Raw genomic sequence first — 17572 nt, forward strand, 5'->3', positions numbered from 1 at the left:
TCAAGGCACGAGGAGCGCCTTTTGTGATATACATCCATGTATCTCACCCCATTGGGGCTTATACGCTCAAAAACGCTCCCGGCGTTTTTGTAGTTATTCTAAATAAGCGACGAGCAACGCAGACCGGCGCACGCCTCCCTGGCGCGCCGGCATACAGTCCATCCGTGGACATAAGTGGCGCTTTTTCAGTCACAACCCGCAGGGCTGGGACTATTTTTGCGGCCGACTGCGTTGTCAATCACTAATGTAGGAAGGCTACACGTCGTGCTTTCCGCCTTGTCGGACACAAAAATAGCCTCCAGCAGCGGTGGATATGAAAGATAAACAAGCCCTAATCAAGGATAAAGAAGATGACGTGGTTAATGTTAGCGGCAGGATTCGTTTTGCTGATTGTCGGTGCCGAATTACTGGTTAAAGGTGCTTCTCGTTTAGCAACCAGCTTTGGTATTCCGGCTTTAGTCGTGGGTCTTACGGTGGTGGCTTTTGGTACCAGCGCACCGGAGTTAGCGGTCAGTGTAAAAGCGGCATTTTCCGGACAAGCCGAGTTGGCCATTGCCAATGTGGTGGGCAGTAATATTTTTAATATTCTGTTTATTCTGGGCTTAGCTGCATTGATTATGCCGCTGATGGTTTCGCAACAGCTGATCCGTCAGGATGTGCCGATCATGATGGGTGTCAGTTTTGTTGCTTTATGGATGATTCAAGACGGCAGTATCGGCAAGCCGGAAGCTGGTTTGCTGTTTTTGGGAGTCATTCTGTATACGGTATTTCTGTTTTATCAGGGTAAAAAAACCGGTATCGAGGACAGACAAGCATCCAGCAGCCAAACAGCACCTATATGGCAAAATATTTTGCTACTGATAGTGGGCCTCGCGTTACTGGTTCTGGGCGCCAGATGGTTGTTGCAAAGCGCCGTGACAATCGCCTCCTCATTTGGTGTCAGTGAGGCAGTCATTGGGTTAACCATCATTGCGGCTGGCACTTCTTTACCCGAAGTGATGACATCTATTGTTGCCACCATTAAAGGTGAACGAGATATCGCTATTGGCAATGTGGTCGGCAGTAATATCTTTAATATTCTGGCGGTATTAGGCTTGTCAGGTTTGCTATCACCTACCCCATTACTGGCTAGCGAGCAGTTAAGCCAAATCGATTTTCCGGTGATGGTTGCAGTTGCAGTTTTATGTTTGCCATTGTTCTTTCTCGGCAGCACGTTAAATCGTTTCGAAGGCTTTTTATTCCTGCTGTTATATGTTGCTTATGTGTGGTTTACCATCGCAATAGCCTTATCCCTGCCCTATCTGCAAGATTTACAAACCGTCCTGATCTATGGATTAGCACCTTTAGTTGGTTTTTATGTATTGCTGTGCCTGATAAATGATTTATTACAGCGGCGATATAAGTAATGCACAAGTGACTAGTCAGTAGCTTTCTGAGTCAAGTGCTGTCGTAACCGGTCGTCAACCTGCTCAGAGGCTTCCAAGTGTGGAGCATGACCAACATTGTCGAGAGATAACATCTCTGCTCCTGGCAAGATAGCCAACAGTTTTGCTGATTCTGAATATGGGGTAACGATATCCTGTTTGCCCCATATTAATAAGGTCGGAATATTCTGCTGGCCTAGCTGCTGGTATGTGTCCAGATGGTTATCGGCCAACAAATGACGTGCTGTAGATAGCAGGCTTTTTCGAGTGTCTTTCACCATGATTTCGTCTAAAAAACGGGTTTTTATCGTATCCAGTTCAGCCACTGGCAGATAAACCATATTTTCAATATGCTTCGTCAACTGGGTTCTCATCAGCACAATAGCCAACGGATCAGCTAATAACGGGAGTTGAAATAAAGCAACATCCTGGCGTTGGCTTAACGGCGATAACAGTGTCAGGGTGGTTATTTTTAATGGTTCGTTTGCTGCAAACTCAGCGGCAACCAACGCCCCCATTGAGATACCGACTAAATGAAACGGTTCAGTAATGGCTAATGTTTGTAGCAAAGCCCGCAACTGATTCACAAACAGATCTTTATCGTAAATAACGTCTGGTCGATCTGAAAAACCTCGCCCATATAAATCAAAGCGTAATACACGAAAGCCATCTGCAACCAGTCTGTCGAAAGTGCCATCCCACAGGTGTGAGCCTATAGCAAAACCATGTACCAGGATCACCAATGGTGCGTTTTCAGGTCCCTGCAATTCATAAAAAGTGTTACCGGCACTGAGTCTGGCAAGCTGACCAGACGAAGCTGGATCGCGAGCGTCTTCAATGTTCAGCACTTCAGGATCCTGCCATCTGGCCACAGCATAGAATATGACCCAAAGCAGGATTATCAGCAGTGAAAAATATTTGATGATCTGCACGGTTATTACGCGCTAACTATTTTGTTCGGTTGTTTCGATTACAGGCCAGCCATTATTTTCTGGGTCAAAAGCAGGATCCAGCACCTGAATACGTTTAACCAATGGAGGATGCGTTGATAATAATCCGGACATTTTGTTAGAAAGCTCGGAAAACATCATATGTCTTGCCTCTTCCAATTCATCATGTACGGGTTCTTTAATACCTTTTTGGCTCAGGCTGCCTATTTTTTTCAAAGCACCGGCTAAAGCGATAGGATCCCCGGTATAGCGTGTAGCATCAGCATCAGCAAGATATTCACGTTGACGAGAAATTGCTGCCTGCATGATTTTTCCCATAAAAGCCCCTAATAATCCCAACAGGATCAGAGCAATCCCTATTAAGGCTATCTGGGCTCCCCCTTTTCTGCCCCGGCCGCCGGAATGCATCAAAATACGTCCCAAAACATACAAAGCCATTAAGCCATGAATCAGGCCAATGACCCGCAGATTTAATCGCATATCCAGATTACGGATATGGGCAAATTCATGAGCAACAACAGCAGTCAGTTCATCGCGATTTAATAACGTCAATGCGCCACGAGTCACGGCAATAGCCGCATTATCGGGGGAGCTCCCGGCCGCGAACGCATTAATTCCGGGTTCGTTTTCAATGATAAAAATCTGCGGTGTCTGGAGGCTGGCACCCAACGCCACTTCCTCAACAATGTTTCTATAGCGTGTAACCAAGTGGTCACCCGTTATCTCATTAATCTCGGTTGCACCTAAAGCATGAGCCACTTTCGCACCGTCACCTCCCATGGTGACAATTTTCCAGACAGAGGTGAGAACAATTACCGTAGCAACGCCGGCAGCAACCAGCCCAAATAATGGCCAGTTAACCATTATCTGTTCAGTCTGATTAATGCTGTCGCCGCTCATCCTGACAGAAGCCAGTGCGGCAATGACGGCGGCAATCAATGCCACGGAAAAGAGAAACAAAGTCATTATCAGCCGACTTTGTTTTCGGGCATTTGCTCCAAGTTGATAGCTGCTCATTGCAGCCATTTTTAAAATTCAACCTTGGGAGCTTCTTGAATCGCTTCACGGTCATCAAACTCCAGCTCTGATGCGCGAGTAAAGCTGAACATATTGGCTAGAATATTGGTCGGAAAAGTTTCCAGAACATTGTTATATTCAAGCACCGTATTATTGTAGCCGCGGCGTGAGGCTGCGACTTTATTTTCAATGCTGGTCAGCTGTTCCATCAGATCCCGGAAAGCACCATCTGCTTTAAGATCTGGATAAGCTTCTGATAACGCAAAAATGCCACCCATTGCTTTTCCTAAAACACTCTCAGCCTGCCCCAGCGCCAGCATGGACTTCGCATCGCCCGAATCAATTTGATCACGCATTTTTTCTGCCTGATTGCGAGCTTCAATGACCCCATTAAGGGTTTCCTGTTCATGCTTGGCATAGCCTTTTACGGTGCTCACCAATTGCGGAATCATGTCATGACGCTGTTTAAGTGTGACGTCTATCTGTTTGAATGCATTTTGAAAGATATTTCGATGCCGCACCAATTTATTGTATTCAATAATCACATATAAAATCAGTAAGCCGGCAATCCCTAGTAATACCCATTCCATATTGACTCTCCTTATAGTGAACTTAATGTCGTGATTAATTATGAATTAGTTACCCACAGTTCGAAACAGCTTACTGACTATGAAAGCTAAGGGCTATTAATGTTCAGCCAAATATTATCTCAATAGCATTTTGGGACTTACTTTTGAAGCCAATCAAGCAACATTTGCAAGCTGACTCGTATTACTAAAATATCGTCTGGTTTGCTTGAATAACAATTGTCTGTATTATCGCTGGCAGTTTCAGGTGCCTTTATTACAACATGTGATAAAGGTTAAACGGGAAACAGGTGACCCACTCGTTTGGTTATGCCTGTACTGCCCCCGCAACGGTAAACAGTTACTTCATAGCTCTGGTCGCTATCTGCCTGATAGATCGACAGTCACTGTACTTCGGTATGGGAAGACGAGAAATGATGCCTATGGTCTGTTAACTTTCATCGCCATCGATTGAAAGAAAACAGATCGCATGGCTAAGCTGTAAGTCCGGAGACCGGCCCGAAGCTAACTAAGGAGTCGTGGCGGGGTGCCTGAACGTTCCGAGATTACACTCATACTGTCCCCTGCCCGCTATTGACCAATTGATCGCTGTTATTGCTTCGGCAGGATGCTTTATGTCTTTTATTTTCAAATTCTCCCTCAGACTGCTGAAGCAGATTTTTTTCCTTATTATTGCAGTGACCGCCGCGATATCAGCAGCGCATGCAACAGAGCAAAGTGTCACCGTTATCGTGTCGGACCGATCTGCTCCAACCCTGGTGGCTGGCGCGCATCAGCTATTGCAACAGCAGGCTGATGCTAAGATACAAATTCGTACCGTCAGTCAGCTTAATTCGCTGAATGATAATGACCTTCAGCAATTACTTGATAACAGCGGCAGCTTATTAATAGTGGGGGTATTTGGTGATGCCGTTGAGCGTTTACTGAGTCGTCAATATCAGCTTAAGCAAAAACGCTATGTATTACATAGTGATCAGCGACTCATTCAATTAAATAGTGATCCCGTTGCAGAATTCATTCCTGAACAGGTGCTTAGCGATAAAACCTCATTAAGCTCGGCAGAAATGCTACAGGCCAAACAAGATAAGTATCCCGCCTATCAAAACTGGTTACAGGCTCGTGCCTACTGGGTGAACCGTTCAACCGAAAATGCCCGTAACTTACTGGATATGTTGCTGTCAGATGGCAGCAGAATAGCCGAAATGCAACTGGTCGGCGCCCTGCGCTTTGCTTTGCATACTCCTGAAAAAATACAATGGCTTTCCCCTACTGAACTTGCAAAACAACTACAGTCTTCTCAACCCGTTGTCTGGTTACTGGATCACGATACTGGCGATTTAACCGGTGAATGGAAATTGCATCAACAATACTGCCAGGCATTGAACAGCCAATGCATTTCAGTTTTGGCCGCCTGGGGGGAACCCAGTGTTGAGGCGATTCAAACTATCCACAATCTGATGAACAACCACTTGCAAAATACGCCATGGGGCCTGGTTTCCATTCAGGATTTTGTGATTGGTGGTGGTGATGGTCGGGAACAGGTGGAACAGCTGTTTACCGAAATGAATGTGCCGGTAGTAAAAGGTATCCGTATAACGGAGCTGACTCAAGCTGATTATGATTTATCGGCACAAGGTGTTCCACGCGACTCGATTCATTACCGAATCGCCATGCCCGAGTTACAGGGGGTTAGTCAGCCGCAGATATTAGCCTTATCGGAGCCGGCAAAGCTTGATCAGCAAACCGGTGCACAGCTTACGCAAAGTCTGCCTGTCACCAGCGAAATTAACCGCCAGGCAATACGCATGCAACGCTGGCTGGACCTGCAACAAAAAGACAATGCTGATAAACGTGTTGCGATTATTTATTACAACCATCCTCCCGGCAGACACAATATCGGCGCCGATAATCTGAATGTGCCGGAAAGTTTATTGGAAATATTAAATGCGCTTAAAAACGCAGGTTATCAGACAGGTGAGCTGCCAAAAGATGCGGAATCTTTGCTGGATATGCTGCAACTTCAAGGGGTGAATTTACCTGAAGACGCTGAAGCATTATCAGCAATGTCCAAGGTTGCTAACACTATGACAGCTGATGATTATCAACGCTGGTTCAAACAGTTACCGGCAACTGTTCAGGCTGAAATGATTGATGGTCCTTTGGCAGCTTTACAGCAGCGGATGCGTGATGCTATTAAGCAGGCGCTGGCGTTGGAAAATGTAAGCGTTCGACAGTCTCAACTGGATTTGTTGTCAGGGTTTATGCAGCAAACTACGACGGATATTCATCACGCGCTGGATGGTTTGCGTCATCCCGGGCGCAGTCGGGCATTGGATTTATTAACCCAGCTGGAACAGGATTATCAGCAGATCATCGCCGCTGCTGCTCAAGGTAAAAAACCTGACTGGCAACATAGCGAATCATTACATGATGCCCTGTTGGAAATGCAGATAGAAGGTATTCGTGGCTGGGGTGAAGTACCCGGCAAAGTGATGGTCTGGGATAATCAGTTACTGATTCCCGGCGTGCAATTTGGCAATGTGTTTATTGGTCCACAACCACCGCGTGGCTGGGAAATCCATGAAGAATTGTTGCATGCCAATATGTCCTTCCCGCCGCCGCATCAATATCTGGCGTTTTATCATTTTATCCAGTCGCAATTTAATGCTGATGCCATGGTACATGTCGGTCGTCACTCGACCTATGAGTTTTTACCAAAACGCAGTGTTGGCCTGGGCGAAGATGATTACCCCAGCATCATTGCCGGTGAGGTGCCCGGAATTTATCCCTATATCGTCGATGGTGTGGGTGAAGGCATTCAAGCCAAACGGCGTGGTCAGGCGGTTATCATTGATCATTTAACTCCCCCGCTTGCCGTCACTGAACTGTATGACGATCTGCTGCAACTACGTCAATTGATTGAAAGCGCGGAAGCCGCTTCAGACAAAGCCACCCGGGATCGCGCTATTGTCACTTTACGTGAACAAATCGAAACCATGGGCCTGCGTGATGAATTGATTGCCAGCATGGATGAAGAATTGCTGGTTCGCGGCGCCGGTTTTGACGACATTGATGACGATTTTCTATTGCATGAAGTCGGTCATTATCTGACCCATTTCCAGGAAACCTTTATGCCGCTTGGCTTGCATGTATTTGGCCGTGACTGGTCCGCTGAAGGGCTGGATACCATGATGACTTCGATGATAGATAACAGTGAATCCACTGACCAGCAACGTGAAGCTATCTATCAAAAGCTGAAAATATCGCCAGCCGCTGAAATTCAAGCGCTGTTAAATGGCTTGAATGGTCATTTCATTGCGCCGGGTAAAGGTAACGATCCCATCCGTACTCCGGATGCTTTGCCCACAGGACGAAATTTTTATGCTTTGGATGGCAGTTTATTACCCACCCGGTTGGGTTTTGAAATTGGCCAGCAATTGGCTGCACCGGTATTAGCGGCTGAGAAAGGCCATATTGAGGGGCATAAAATCGGCGATCGTAATAAACAAGGTGTGATTTTATGGGCGTCAGATTCAGTGCGTGATGAAGGTGCGATGATTGCCTTTGGCATGAAACTGCTGGGTGTCCGCCCAATATGGAACAGTCGGGGCATAATAAAAGGTCTGGAACGTCTGCCATTAAACTCAGAACAACCGCAGCGACTGGATGTGCTGTTTACCACCTCAGGTTTATTCAGGGATTTATATGGTGAACATCTGGTGTTATTGGATAAAGCCAGCTTATTGGCTCTGGATGCCAGCCGTGATTTGATCATTCGCGATTACCCTGCTCTGGCCATTGCGCTTAAAGCAGCTTTGCAACCATTAGGCGAATGGCAACAAGGTGGCGAGGAAGCGCTGGATAAAAATCTGGTGGCATCAAATTGGGTTAAGGAAGCCAGACAACGTCTGGCCCAACAACCGAATATTGCTCCGGCGCTGTTAGGTCGAGAAACCAGTTTGCGGGTATTTGGTATTGCACCGGGATCATATGGTGCTGGTATTAATCGTTTAGCCGAACGTTCATCTGCCTGGGAAGATCGTAGCGAGTTGGCCGATGTATTTATCAAACGTATGGCCCATGCCTATGGCAGTGGTCTGCAGGGAGAATCACAACCGGAATTGTTCAAACAGCAGCTTGCCGGGGTGTCACAGACTTTTCTGGGACGTGCCAGTAATCTCTACGGTCTGATGGATAACAATGATGCGTTTGATTATCTCGGCGGTTTCAATCTGGCGGTGGAAATGGTGAGTGGCGAGCAACCCGGCAGCGCGGTGATAAATCACAGCAATAACGATAATCTGCGTATCGATAATTTGCCTCAGGCATTGCTCAGTGAGTTGCGTGCCCGCTATCTTAATCCACAATGGATTAAGCCATTGATGAACGAAGGTTATGCCGGTGCCCGCACGATGGGCAGTGAGTTTATTGAATACCTGTGGGGTTGGCAGGTTACCAGCCCAGAGATCATTACCGATCAGGTTTGGGAAGAAGTTAAAGCGGTGTATGTGGATGACAGTCTGCAACTGGGGCTGGATGCGTTTCTCAGTGAAAGTCATCGACAGCATGTTCAAACTAATATTCTGGCAGTCATGCTGGTGGCGATTGATAAAGGCTTTTGGGATGCCGATATGGCGACAAAACGACAACTGGCTGAGCAATTTGCCGCCAATATTATTGATAAAGGTATTCCCGGCAGTGGTCACACCCATGCTAATCACCCGATGTATGATTTTGTGAAATCGCATATTGATACTGATCAGGCAACAGCTCTGGAGGCCGTATTGGCCCGAAGTCGAATGCAAAATTCAGATGGTGAAACCTTACCGACGCACATTCAGGAATTACAGTTCAATCAGGATGCTAGCCAGCAAAACGATCATGATAATCAAGCTGATAACTCAAGTTCGAATGATACCAATCTGCTTTGGTTATGGACGTTGATGGCTTTATCGGTCATTGTCGCTGCCGGTTTATGGCGCGGTCGTAAAGGAGCTATGTAATGTATCCGCATTTTTCATTGGAATTAATGCACCAACTTACCGGTTTTTTATTAACGCCGGTGGTATGGGCCTTATTATTCTTTGTGGGGCTGGCTGTATATGAATCTGGAATTGCCATTGGCGAACGTTTTTGGGGTATTGCCCGTTTGGCACAACAATCAGACAGTCAATCACTGATCGCCATTGGCAAACGTCGTATTGAACGGGCTGATTTTATTACCCGGCTCGCGCCGATGCTGGGCTTGATGGGTACCTTAATACCATTAGGCCCAGGACTTGCCGCATTAGGTGAAGGACAACTAAAAATTCTGACGACGGCGATGATAGTGGCGTTTGATACCACCGTCATTGGTTTGTTGGCTGGCATGATTGGTTTTGTGATTGGCCGTATGCGTCGTCGTTGGTACGATGCAGCACTCACGCAGCTGGAACAGCAAAATGGATAAATGGCGGCGCAGTGCCTTTCTTGATACCGATGAAGATCCATTGGGTCCATTGGCCAATTTGATTGATATTGTCCTGGTATTTGCTTGTGGATTAATCGCTGCATTGGTTGCTTTCAGCACCGATCTACAGGACCATTTCGACGTACAGCCTCAGGAAATTACCCTGGGCAAAGAACTGCCAACAATGCCAGAAAATATGCAGCAACAAATGCAGGATGGCAGTGGCTACGAAGCTGTAGGTCAGGTTTATCGTGATCCACAAACTGGGAAACTGATTTTAATCGGCGAGTAATCTTCAGGTCTGATGATAAGCCGAAATAAGTAAAAGTTTTTCGTTCCGCCCGCCAATCCAAAAGCAATTTCAGGTAGAATCACCGCTTCTACTGAACTCCTGTTTTTATTGGATTTTAAAATGGCTCAATACGTATACAGCATGAACCGCGTGGGCAAAATTGTGCCGCCCAAGCGCGAAATTTTAAAAGATATTTCCCTATCCTTCTTTCCTGGCGCCAAAATCGGTGTGTTAGGTTTGAATGGCTCAGGTAAATCCACCCTGCTTCGCATTATGGCAGGGGTCGATAACGACTATATCGGTGAGGCTCGGCCGATGCCTAATATGAAGGTGGGGTATCTGCCCCAGGAACCGGAACTGGATGACAGCAAAACGGTTCGCGAAATCGTTGAAGAATCGGTCTCCGATGTCAAAGCCGCTTTGGATGAACTGGATGCAATTTATGCGGCATACGCTGAGCCGGATGCGGACTTTGATGAACTGGCCAAAAAACAGGGTGAACTGGAAAACCTGATTACCGCCAAAGATGGACACAATCTGGACAATGCGTTGGAGCGTGCAGCCGATGCACTACGTTTACCGCCATGGGATGCCAAAGTGGGTGTCTTATCGGGTGGTGAACGTCGCCGTGTTGCGTTATGCCGTTTATTGCTTGATAACCCCGATATGTTATTGCTGGACGAACCGACTAACCATCTGGATGCCGAGTCCATTGCCTGGATTGAGCGTTTCCTGCAGGAATATCCGGGTACCGTTGTCGCGATTACCCATGATCGTTATTTCCTCGACAACGCCGCTGGCTGGATTCTGGAACTGGATCGGGGTCGTGGCATTCCTTATGAAGGCAACTACTCTTCCTGGCTGGAACAAAAAGATCAACGTCTGGCGCAGGAAGCCAAGCAGGAAGCCTCGCATAATAAAGCCATTCAAGCTGAACTTGAATGGGTCCGTCAGGGGGCCAAAGGGCGTCAGGCAAAATCCAAAGCCCGTTTGAAACAGTTTGAAGAAATGAATTCGCGTGAATTCCAGAAACGTAATGAAACTCAGGAAATCTATATTCCACCTGGCCCACGTTTAGGCGACAAGGTCATTGAACTGCGTAACGTCACCAAGTCGTATGGCGATAAACTGCTGTTTGAAAACCTTAATATAACCATTCCACCCGGTGCGATTGTTGGCATTATCGGGCCGAATGGTGCAGGTAAATCCACCTTGTTCCGAATGATTACCGGCGAGGAAAAACCCGATTCAGGTGAAATTGAAATTGGTAGCACAGTGCAGTTGGCCTACGTAAATCAGGCACGTGAACTGGATGGCACAAAAACAGTATTTGAAGAAATTGCTGATGGTGCCGATATGATTACTGTCGGAAATTATCAAACCCCTTCTCGTGCGTATTGTGGACGCTTTAACTTTAAGGGTTCTGATCAGCAGAAGTTCGTTAAGGATTTATCCGGCGGTGAGCGTAATCGTTTGCATATGGCCAAACTGCTTAAAGAAGGTGGCAACGTGTTATTGCTTGATGAACCGACCAATGATTTGGACATCGAAACGTTACGCGCTTTGGAAGAAGCCATTCTCTCCTTCCCGGGTTCTGCGGTAGTTATTTCGCATGATCGCTGGTTTCTGGATCGTGTTTGTTCACATATGATTGCCTATGAAGGTGATTCCAGCGTGGTGTTTTTTGAAGGTAACTATAGCGAATATGCTGAAGATTACTTCAAGCGCTTTGGTAAAGATCATCAGCCGGAACGTATCAAATACCGCCGAATGAATTAACGTTAGGTTTTGAATGATTAACCACAGAGATACAGAGTGCACAGAGGTTTAAAACGGATTTTGTCGGGTTACGCTACGCTAACCCGACCTACCCATGAAAAAAACTTATTTAATTTCTCTGTGTACTCTGTGTCTCTGTGGTTAGATTTCAATCAACCAAAGGCTTATGCATCATTTCTGGTGTCCGTTCGGTGCCGAGAATACCGACACGGATCAGAAAGTCGCCAAAATGCTCATCTTGCTCACGTTCAGCAGCAAACTGTTCGATCATCGGTTTCAATGTTGCCAGAATAGTTTTTTCATCCACATTTTCCAGATACAAGCGATTCAATCGCTGCCCGCTGAAATCCGCGCCCAGATTCAGGTTATAGCGCCCCACGGCTTTACCGGTTAACGCAATTTCACCCAAGTAAGGTCTGGCGCAGCCATTGGGACAACCTGTAATACGAATATTAATCAGCTCATCCGGCAGACCCACATCACTCATTATCTGTTCCAGCTTACTCAGAAAAGTCGGTAAATAGCGTTCGGATTCAGCCATGGCGAGACCACAGGTGGGCAACGCCACACAGGCCATTGCATTTAGACGTAATGCCGGACGACGATCACCGATATCCAGTTGATATTGCTCAACCAATGCTTCTATCACAGGTTTTTGTGCTGGACTGATATTGGCAATAATCAGGTTTTGATTACAGGTCATGCGAAATTCGCCAGTGTGCACCTTGGCAATTTCCCTTAACGCCGTACGTAACAACAGTGTATCCGTATCGGCAACACGGCCGCTATATATGTATAAAGTCAGATGCCATTGACCATCTTCACCCTGAATCCAGCCAAACCGATCACCATTACGCACTAATTCAAACGGTCTGGCATGCGTCATCGCTTCACCCTGGTATTCGGTGAATTTATCGTTAAACCACTCAATACCATGATCATCAATGGTGTATTTAAAACGAGCATGTGCCCTGACACTGCGATCACCAAAATCACGTTGAATGGCGGCAATGGTTTCGCAGGCTTTGACGATATTATCTTTAGGGACAAAACCGGCCATGGTGGCTAAGCGTGGAAAGGTTGCTGTTTCACCATAAGTCATTCCCATACCGCCACCAACAGCGACGTTGAATCCGATTAATTCATCGTTTTCAATAATGGCAATTAACGCAATATCGTTGGCCAATACATCACTGTCGTTTTCCGGTGGAATGGCGATACCAATTTTAAATTTACGCGGTAAATAACGATCACCATAGAACGGTTCTTCAGATTTTCCCGGTTGATAAACACATTGTTCGCCCAGCCAGATTTCGGCATAGGCACCGGATTGCCAGCACAAATGATCGCTGATGGCCTGGGAAATCTGATGCACTTCCGCATGCACTGAAGATTGATGTGGATTGACGTTGGTCACCACATTGCGATTCACATCACCGCAAGCACCTTTAGTATCCAAGCCCACGGCGTTGACCTGTTGCATCAAGGAACGCAGATCTTTTTTCAATACTTCATGATACTGAAAGGTCTGCCGGGTAGTGATCCGCAAAGTGCCATTGGAGCAATCATCGGCAATCGCATCCAAACCCAGCCATTGCTGCGGAGTGACAACACCCCCGGCAATACGCAGCCGAACCATAAACGAATAGAGTGGTTCGAGTTTTTGACGACGGCGCTCATCACGCAAATCCCGATGATCCTGCATATAACTGCCATGGAATTTGGTTAATTTGTTGTCATCTTCTGAAATCGCACCGGTAACAGCATCTTCCAGCCCTTCGGCAATAGTGCCGCGCAGGTAGCGACTGTCGAGTTTCAGTTGTTCTGCTTCAGGTAATTTAGTATTCATCAGTACACATCACGTTGGTAACGTTTGTCACGCGTCAATTGACGCAGGAATTCAGTAGCATCATCACGGCTTTTATTACCCTGCTGACTGATAATATCAATCAGGGCTTCATTGACATCCGGCGCCATATTATCGGCATCACCACAGACATATATGTATGCCCCTTCCTGTAGCCAGTTCCAGATTTCGATGGATTTTTCACGAAGTCGGTGCTGCACATAGATTTTCTCGGTTTGGTCACGCGAGAATGCGACGTCCAGATGGGTTAACAACCCGGATTTGCGCCAGGCCAGCCATTCCGTCTGATACAGAAAATCAGTCAGGAAATGCTGATCGCCAAAGAACAGCCAGTTAGCTCCACGAGCGCCCCGCTCTTCACGTTCCTGCATAAAACTTCTGAACGGCGCCACACCGGTACCTGGGCCAATCATAATTATCGGTGCATCATCATCGGCAGGCAATTTGAAGTTTTTGTTACCATCGATATACACCGGAATCGTGGCATCTTCGGCTAAGCGATCAGCTAACCAGCTTGAGGCTACCCCGCCCCGCTCACGGTTATGGGCGTTAAAACGAACCGTTGCCACGGTGATATGCACCTCTTCATCAACCGCAGCCTGACTGGAGGCAATCGAATATAATCTTGGCGGCAGTTTACGCAGCAATTTAATAAAGCCATTGGCATCTATGTCAGCTAATGGGTAGCTTTGTACCAAATCCAACACATCACGGCCACGGATCCATTCAGTGACGGCGGCTTTGTTTTCCATCAGTTTAGTAAGTTCATCGGACTGGGCCAGTTCAGCCCATTTTTCAACTAATGGCCGGGTTAAAACAGTAATTTCACGATGATGCATCAATGCATTGGTTAAGGTTTCTGTTTGTTCATCAAGTTCTACTGGACTGTCAGCATCAAATTCCAGCGCATCAATCAGCATCGCCACCAGAACAGGATCATTCTGAGGATAAACACCTAAAGCATCCCCCGGCTGGTATTGTAATCCAGAGCCCTCCAATGAAATTTCAATATGTCTGACCTCCTTTCTGGAGCCACGACCACTAAGAATCTGGTTCTCAAGCAATGGTGCGGGAAATGGGTTTTTACGATCATATTGAACTGATGTTTCTACCTGACTCAGCCCCGCAGAGGCTGAAGGTGGAGCTGCACTGGCCTGCATGGAGCTGGTCAGAGACTCAACAAATTCAGCAATCCATTTTTCCGCCAGATCATCGTAATCCACATCACAATCTACTCGCGGAATAACAGTGGTTGCGCCAAGTTTTTGCAGACGCTCGTCAAAATCTTTACCAGTTTGACAGAAATACTCATAACTGGAGTCACCCAGTGAAAGCACGCTGTATTGCAAACCTTTTAATCCGGGCGCTTTTCGGCTACCAAGAAACTCATATAAATCCATCGCATTATCCGGTGGCTCGCCCTCGCCGTGCGTAGAAGTTAAAACGGCCAGATATTGTTCGTTTTTGAGTTCTCGTGCCTTGTATTCAGCCATATCCCAAAGCTTGACTTCAATACCTCTGACTTTCGCTTTCTCAGCAAGTTGTCCGGCAACAGCCTCTGTATTACCCGTTTGTGAGCCATAAAGAATGGTGAGTTTGATAGTTTGATCTGATAAAGAAGGTGCTATTTCTGCAGCGACAGAACTGCTTTGGGCCGCACGATAACCGGATAAATAGCCTGAAAGCCAATCTACCTGCCAGCCTTCAAGGCCTTTAAGCAAGTTATTCAGCTGCTGCAATTGTTCATCAGTTAATGGTGCGTTTGGCAACCTGATATTCATGGTTTTGAGTTATCTCTTAAAAAATTAGCTGTAGGCACTGCACAAAATAACAAACTTTATATATAAACAGAAACTATATGTTTTTATTTCTATATAGTTTATATAAATATAAGAACAGATTATCCCATTCCATAAGTCTAATGGATGATCTGTAAATTATTGTGAAATTTTTGCCGTCACCATATCGAAAATACGATATAGAACAGCAATATGGTTACAAAACAGTCAATATCAACTGTTTGAGTGGCTTTTATGTTCGTTCAAATCGGTATCAGCGAACATATATAAGGATTGTAAATCGACATTAGCTATTGCATCGCTTGAAGCAGTACCAAATGTATATTCAATATTAAGGTGCGGACTTACACTGGCATTATAATTTTCCACTGCTGCTGCCAGGATTTCCAATTTGTTATCCAACTGTTCACAGATGCCTAAAACAACAAACTCATCATCAACCAGTCTGGCTACTAATTCTGTGTCGGTAAAGGTTTCACTCAATAATCTTGAAAAATGAATGAGTGATTCATCACCCGCCGAAATACCATGCGCCTGGATAATACGTTTGTAGTTATTGACATCAAAATAATACATTGACAGTGCTGTTTGAAGCGGTACAAAAATATTGAGCAACTTTTGTGCTCTTCGTTCAAATGCATCACGATTGATTAAGCCGGTGAGCTTATCTTCATCAAGTAACGGGTTGTAATCAATTTCATCCTCAACCATTTCTGTTAATTGCTTTAATAATGCCTTGTCCATGGCAGAAAATGTTTTAGGTACAGAATGTTTCAGACAAAGCGCGCCTAATTTCGTACCCGATGACCTGGCACGAATAGGACATCCCGCATAAAAGCGCACATGCGGAGCTTCAATCACCATATTGTTATTGGCATATTGATGATCCAGTAATGTGTCAGCAACAACAAAAATATCGTCCTGAGCAATGGTTTGATTACAAAATGCTACGGATCGTTCGGTTTGTCGTTGGCTAAAACCCTGGGACGATTTTATCCATTGCCGATTTTCATCGATCAATGAGATCATGCTCATATTCACATTAAATACCCGCGTGCAGAGCTTTGTAATGCGATCATAGCGATGCTCAGGTTCACTATCCAGAAGCCCCAGCCCCTGCAAATGCTTAATTCTATATAAATCAATGTTTTCCGAGCTTTTCCTTGACCAGTCGATAAAAGCTTCAGGCAACATTGGCCGTCCGATAAAATACCCCTGGGCCTGGTCGCAACCCATTTTTCGTAGTAATTCCAATGCTTCGTTATCTTCAATACCTTCGGCAGCCACTTGCATATTCAAGCTATGGGCAAGCTCAATAATGGCTTTGATAACCAGTCTGGATTCACGGGAATCAGCTGATGTCATTACAAAGGTTTTATCGACTTTGACTTCTGAAAAAGGCATTCGAACCAAAGCCAGCATGGACGAGAATCCTGTGCCGAAATCGTCAATCGATAACCGAAAGCCACGAAGACGCAGTCGGGTCAATATATCCAGTGACATGACCGGATCATCCATAGCGGCGGTTTCGGTTAACTCCAAAATCAACTGATCGGGCTTAATATTGTGGTCTTCACAAAGCAATTCGATTTGTTTGAATAAGGCCAGATTTTTTAGTGATACAGCAGAAATATTCACTGACAGCAACAGGTCACGGTTTTGCGCGTTTAACGTAGCATCTGCTGCCTGAAGCTGCGTTAAAAAAGGTAATGCCTGTTCAAAAACCTGCAACGTTAATTGATCGATAAGATGATTCTGTTCGGCTAATGGAATAAATTTTTCCGGTGAAATAAAGCCTTTTTCCGGATGATGCCATCTTGCCAGTGCTTCAAATCCCGTTAATGCACCACTGATACAAGAGACTTTTGGCTGATAGACCATATAAATGTCGCGCGCATTTATCGCCTGTTCCAGCTCAGTTACACTGATGGTGTTTGCCTGACTTTCCTCTCGCAATTGCTGCCCAAAGGTGTTATCAGCCGTGTTGACAGACTCAGCATTAATCAAATCCCGAAATGCTTTTGGGTTGAATGGTTTGGGCAGGATTCCTAATACATTCAGACCATGCGCCCCTACCGAACGCGCAGCCGCATGCAATAACTGCTGTCCAGCACCGCTGGTAATGATTAATTGGGCATCAACCTGCATTTGCCCTAATTTTCCCAAGACCTCGACACCATCCATATCCGGCATGATCAAATCAATAATCAGATACTGCGGCTTCCACTGATGAAAGATTTCAAGAAAACTTTGAAAATCAGAGGTGACTTTGGCTGACAGACCAATAAACTCTGCGACATTCGCTATCGCTCTTGCAGTAAGATTATTGTCATCCAGAATAAGTACTTTAAGTTCGTTCATTGTCACAGAATACACTTAATTAGTAATAGCAAATCAGCGATTAAATC

Annotated in this window: 11 protein-coding genes and 1 riboswitch; of the genes, 5 read left to right on the plus strand and 6 right to left on the minus strand. The window is 45.8% G+C overall.

Features of this window, described 5'->3' with window-relative positions:
• Positions 1-350: 350 nt before the first annotated feature.
• A complete protein-coding gene (locus tag B2337_RS09350) occupies positions 351-1406 on the plus strand; it encodes a calcium/sodium antiporter (protein ID WP_292415077.1) in 1056 nt (351 codons plus the stop codon).
• Between the two features lie 11 nt (positions 1407-1417).
• On the opposite strand, the gene B2337_RS09355 is transcribed toward B2337_RS09350, so the two are convergent.
• The 3 genes from B2337_RS09355 to B2337_RS09365 form a co-directional block, all read right to left on the minus strand.
• A complete protein-coding gene (locus B2337_RS09355; protein ID WP_292742543.1) occupies positions 1418-2272 on the minus strand; it encodes an alpha/beta fold hydrolase in 855 nt (284 codons plus the stop codon).
• A 96-nt stretch (positions 2273-2368) separates the two neighbouring features.
• Complete coding sequence (locus tag B2337_RS09360) at positions 2369-3400, minus strand: M48 family metalloprotease (RefSeq protein WP_292415079.1); 1032 nt, start codon at positions 3398-3400, stop codon at positions 2369-2371.
• A 2-nt stretch (positions 3401-3402) separates the two neighbouring features.
• A complete protein-coding gene (locus B2337_RS09365) occupies positions 3403-3981 on the minus strand; it encodes a LemA family protein (RefSeq protein ID WP_292415080.1) in 579 nt (192 codons plus the stop codon).
• A gap of 225 nt (positions 3982-4206) precedes the next feature.
• A riboswitch (cobalamin riboswitch) is annotated at positions 4207-4494 on the plus strand.
• 98 nt (positions 4495-4592) lie between these two features.
• Between B2337_RS09365 and B2337_RS09370 the strand changes: the two genes are divergently transcribed.
• The 4 genes from B2337_RS09370 (at position 4593) to ettA (ending at position 11498) form a co-directional block, all read left to right on the plus strand.
• Complete coding sequence (locus B2337_RS09370) at positions 4593-8981, plus strand: cobaltochelatase subunit CobN (RefSeq protein WP_292415081.1); 4389 nt, start codon at positions 4593-4595, stop codon at positions 8979-8981.
• A complete protein-coding gene (locus tag B2337_RS09375) occupies positions 8981-9427 on the plus strand; it encodes a MotA/TolQ/ExbB proton channel family protein (protein ID WP_292415082.1) in 447 nt (148 codons plus the stop codon). The genes B2337_RS09370 and B2337_RS09375 overlap by 1 nt, the downstream gene beginning before the upstream one ends.
• Positions 9420-9719, plus strand: a complete 300-nt coding sequence (locus tag B2337_RS09380) for a DUF2149 domain-containing protein (protein WP_292359417.1) — start codon at positions 9420-9422, stop codon at positions 9717-9719. Before B2337_RS09375 ends, B2337_RS09380 begins: the two co-directional genes overlap by 8 nt.
• A 120-nt stretch (positions 9720-9839) precedes the next feature.
• The gene (gene ettA, locus B2337_RS09385) at positions 9840-11498 is read left to right on the plus strand and encodes an energy-dependent translational throttle protein EttA (RefSeq protein ID WP_292359415.1); all 1659 of its coding nucleotides are present in this window, start codon (positions 9840-9842) and stop codon (positions 11496-11498) included.
• A gap of 148 nt (positions 11499-11646) precedes the next feature.
• Here the strand turns inward: ettA and B2337_RS09390 are convergent, their stop codons facing one another.
• The 3 genes from B2337_RS09390 to B2337_RS09400 form a co-directional block, all read right to left on the minus strand.
• A complete protein-coding gene (locus tag B2337_RS09390) occupies positions 11647-13347 on the minus strand; it encodes an NADPH-dependent assimilatory sulfite reductase hemoprotein subunit (protein WP_292415083.1) in 1701 nt (566 codons plus the stop codon).
• Positions 13347-15146: an assimilatory sulfite reductase (NADPH) flavoprotein subunit gene (locus tag B2337_RS09395; RefSeq protein ID WP_292415084.1), complete on the minus strand. Its 1800-nt coding sequence runs from the start codon at positions 15144-15146 to the stop codon at positions 13347-13349. Before B2337_RS09395 ends, B2337_RS09390 begins: the two co-directional genes overlap by 1 nt.
• Positions 15147-15377: 231 nt before the next feature.
• Entirely contained in the window at positions 15378-17525 is a 2148-nt protein-coding gene (locus tag B2337_RS09400; RefSeq protein ID WP_292415296.1) for an EAL domain-containing protein, read from the minus strand.
• Positions 17526-17572: the final 47 nt, after the last annotated feature.

Origin of the sequence: Methylophaga sp. UBA3192, from assembly GCA_002363955.1 — a bacterium.
Taxonomy (GTDB): domain Bacteria; phylum Pseudomonadota; class Gammaproteobacteria; order Nitrosococcales; family Methylophagaceae; genus Methylophaga.

Excerpts from the sequence above, each read along its gene's own strand:
- B2337_RS09350 (WP_292415077.1), top strand. The coding sequence starts at position 351 with ATGACGTGGTTAATGTTAGCGGCAGGATTCGTTTTGCTGATTGTCGGT.
- B2337_RS09360 (WP_292415079.1), bottom strand. The coding sequence starts at position 3,400 with ATGGCTGCAATGAGCAGCTATCAACTTGGAGCAAATGCCCGAAAACAA.
- B2337_RS09365 (WP_292415080.1), bottom strand. The coding sequence starts at position 3,981 with ATGGAATGGGTATTACTAGGGATTGCCGGCTTACTGATTTTATATGTG.
- B2337_RS09370 (WP_292415081.1), top strand. The coding sequence starts at position 4,593 with ATGTCTTTTATTTTCAAATTCTCCCTCAGACTGCTGAAGCAGATTTTT.
- B2337_RS09375 (WP_292415082.1), top strand. The coding sequence starts at position 8,981 with ATGTATCCGCATTTTTCATTGGAATTAATGCACCAACTTACCGGTTTT.
- B2337_RS09380 (WP_292359417.1), top strand. The coding sequence starts at position 9,420 with ATGGATAAATGGCGGCGCAGTGCCTTTCTTGATACCGATGAAGATCCA.
- ettA (WP_292359415.1), top strand. The coding sequence starts at position 9,840 with ATGGCTCAATACGTATACAGCATGAACCGCGTGGGCAAAATTGTGCCG.
- B2337_RS09390 (WP_292415083.1), bottom strand. The coding sequence starts at position 13,347 with ATGAATACTAAATTACCTGAAGCAGAACAACTGAAACTCGACAGTCGC.
- B2337_RS09395 (WP_292415084.1), bottom strand. The coding sequence starts at position 15,146 with ATGAATATCAGGTTGCCAAACGCACCATTAACTGATGAACAATTGCAG.
- B2337_RS09400 (WP_292415296.1), bottom strand. The coding sequence starts at position 17,525 with ATGAACGAACTTAAAGTACTTATTCTGGATGACAATAATCTTACTGCA.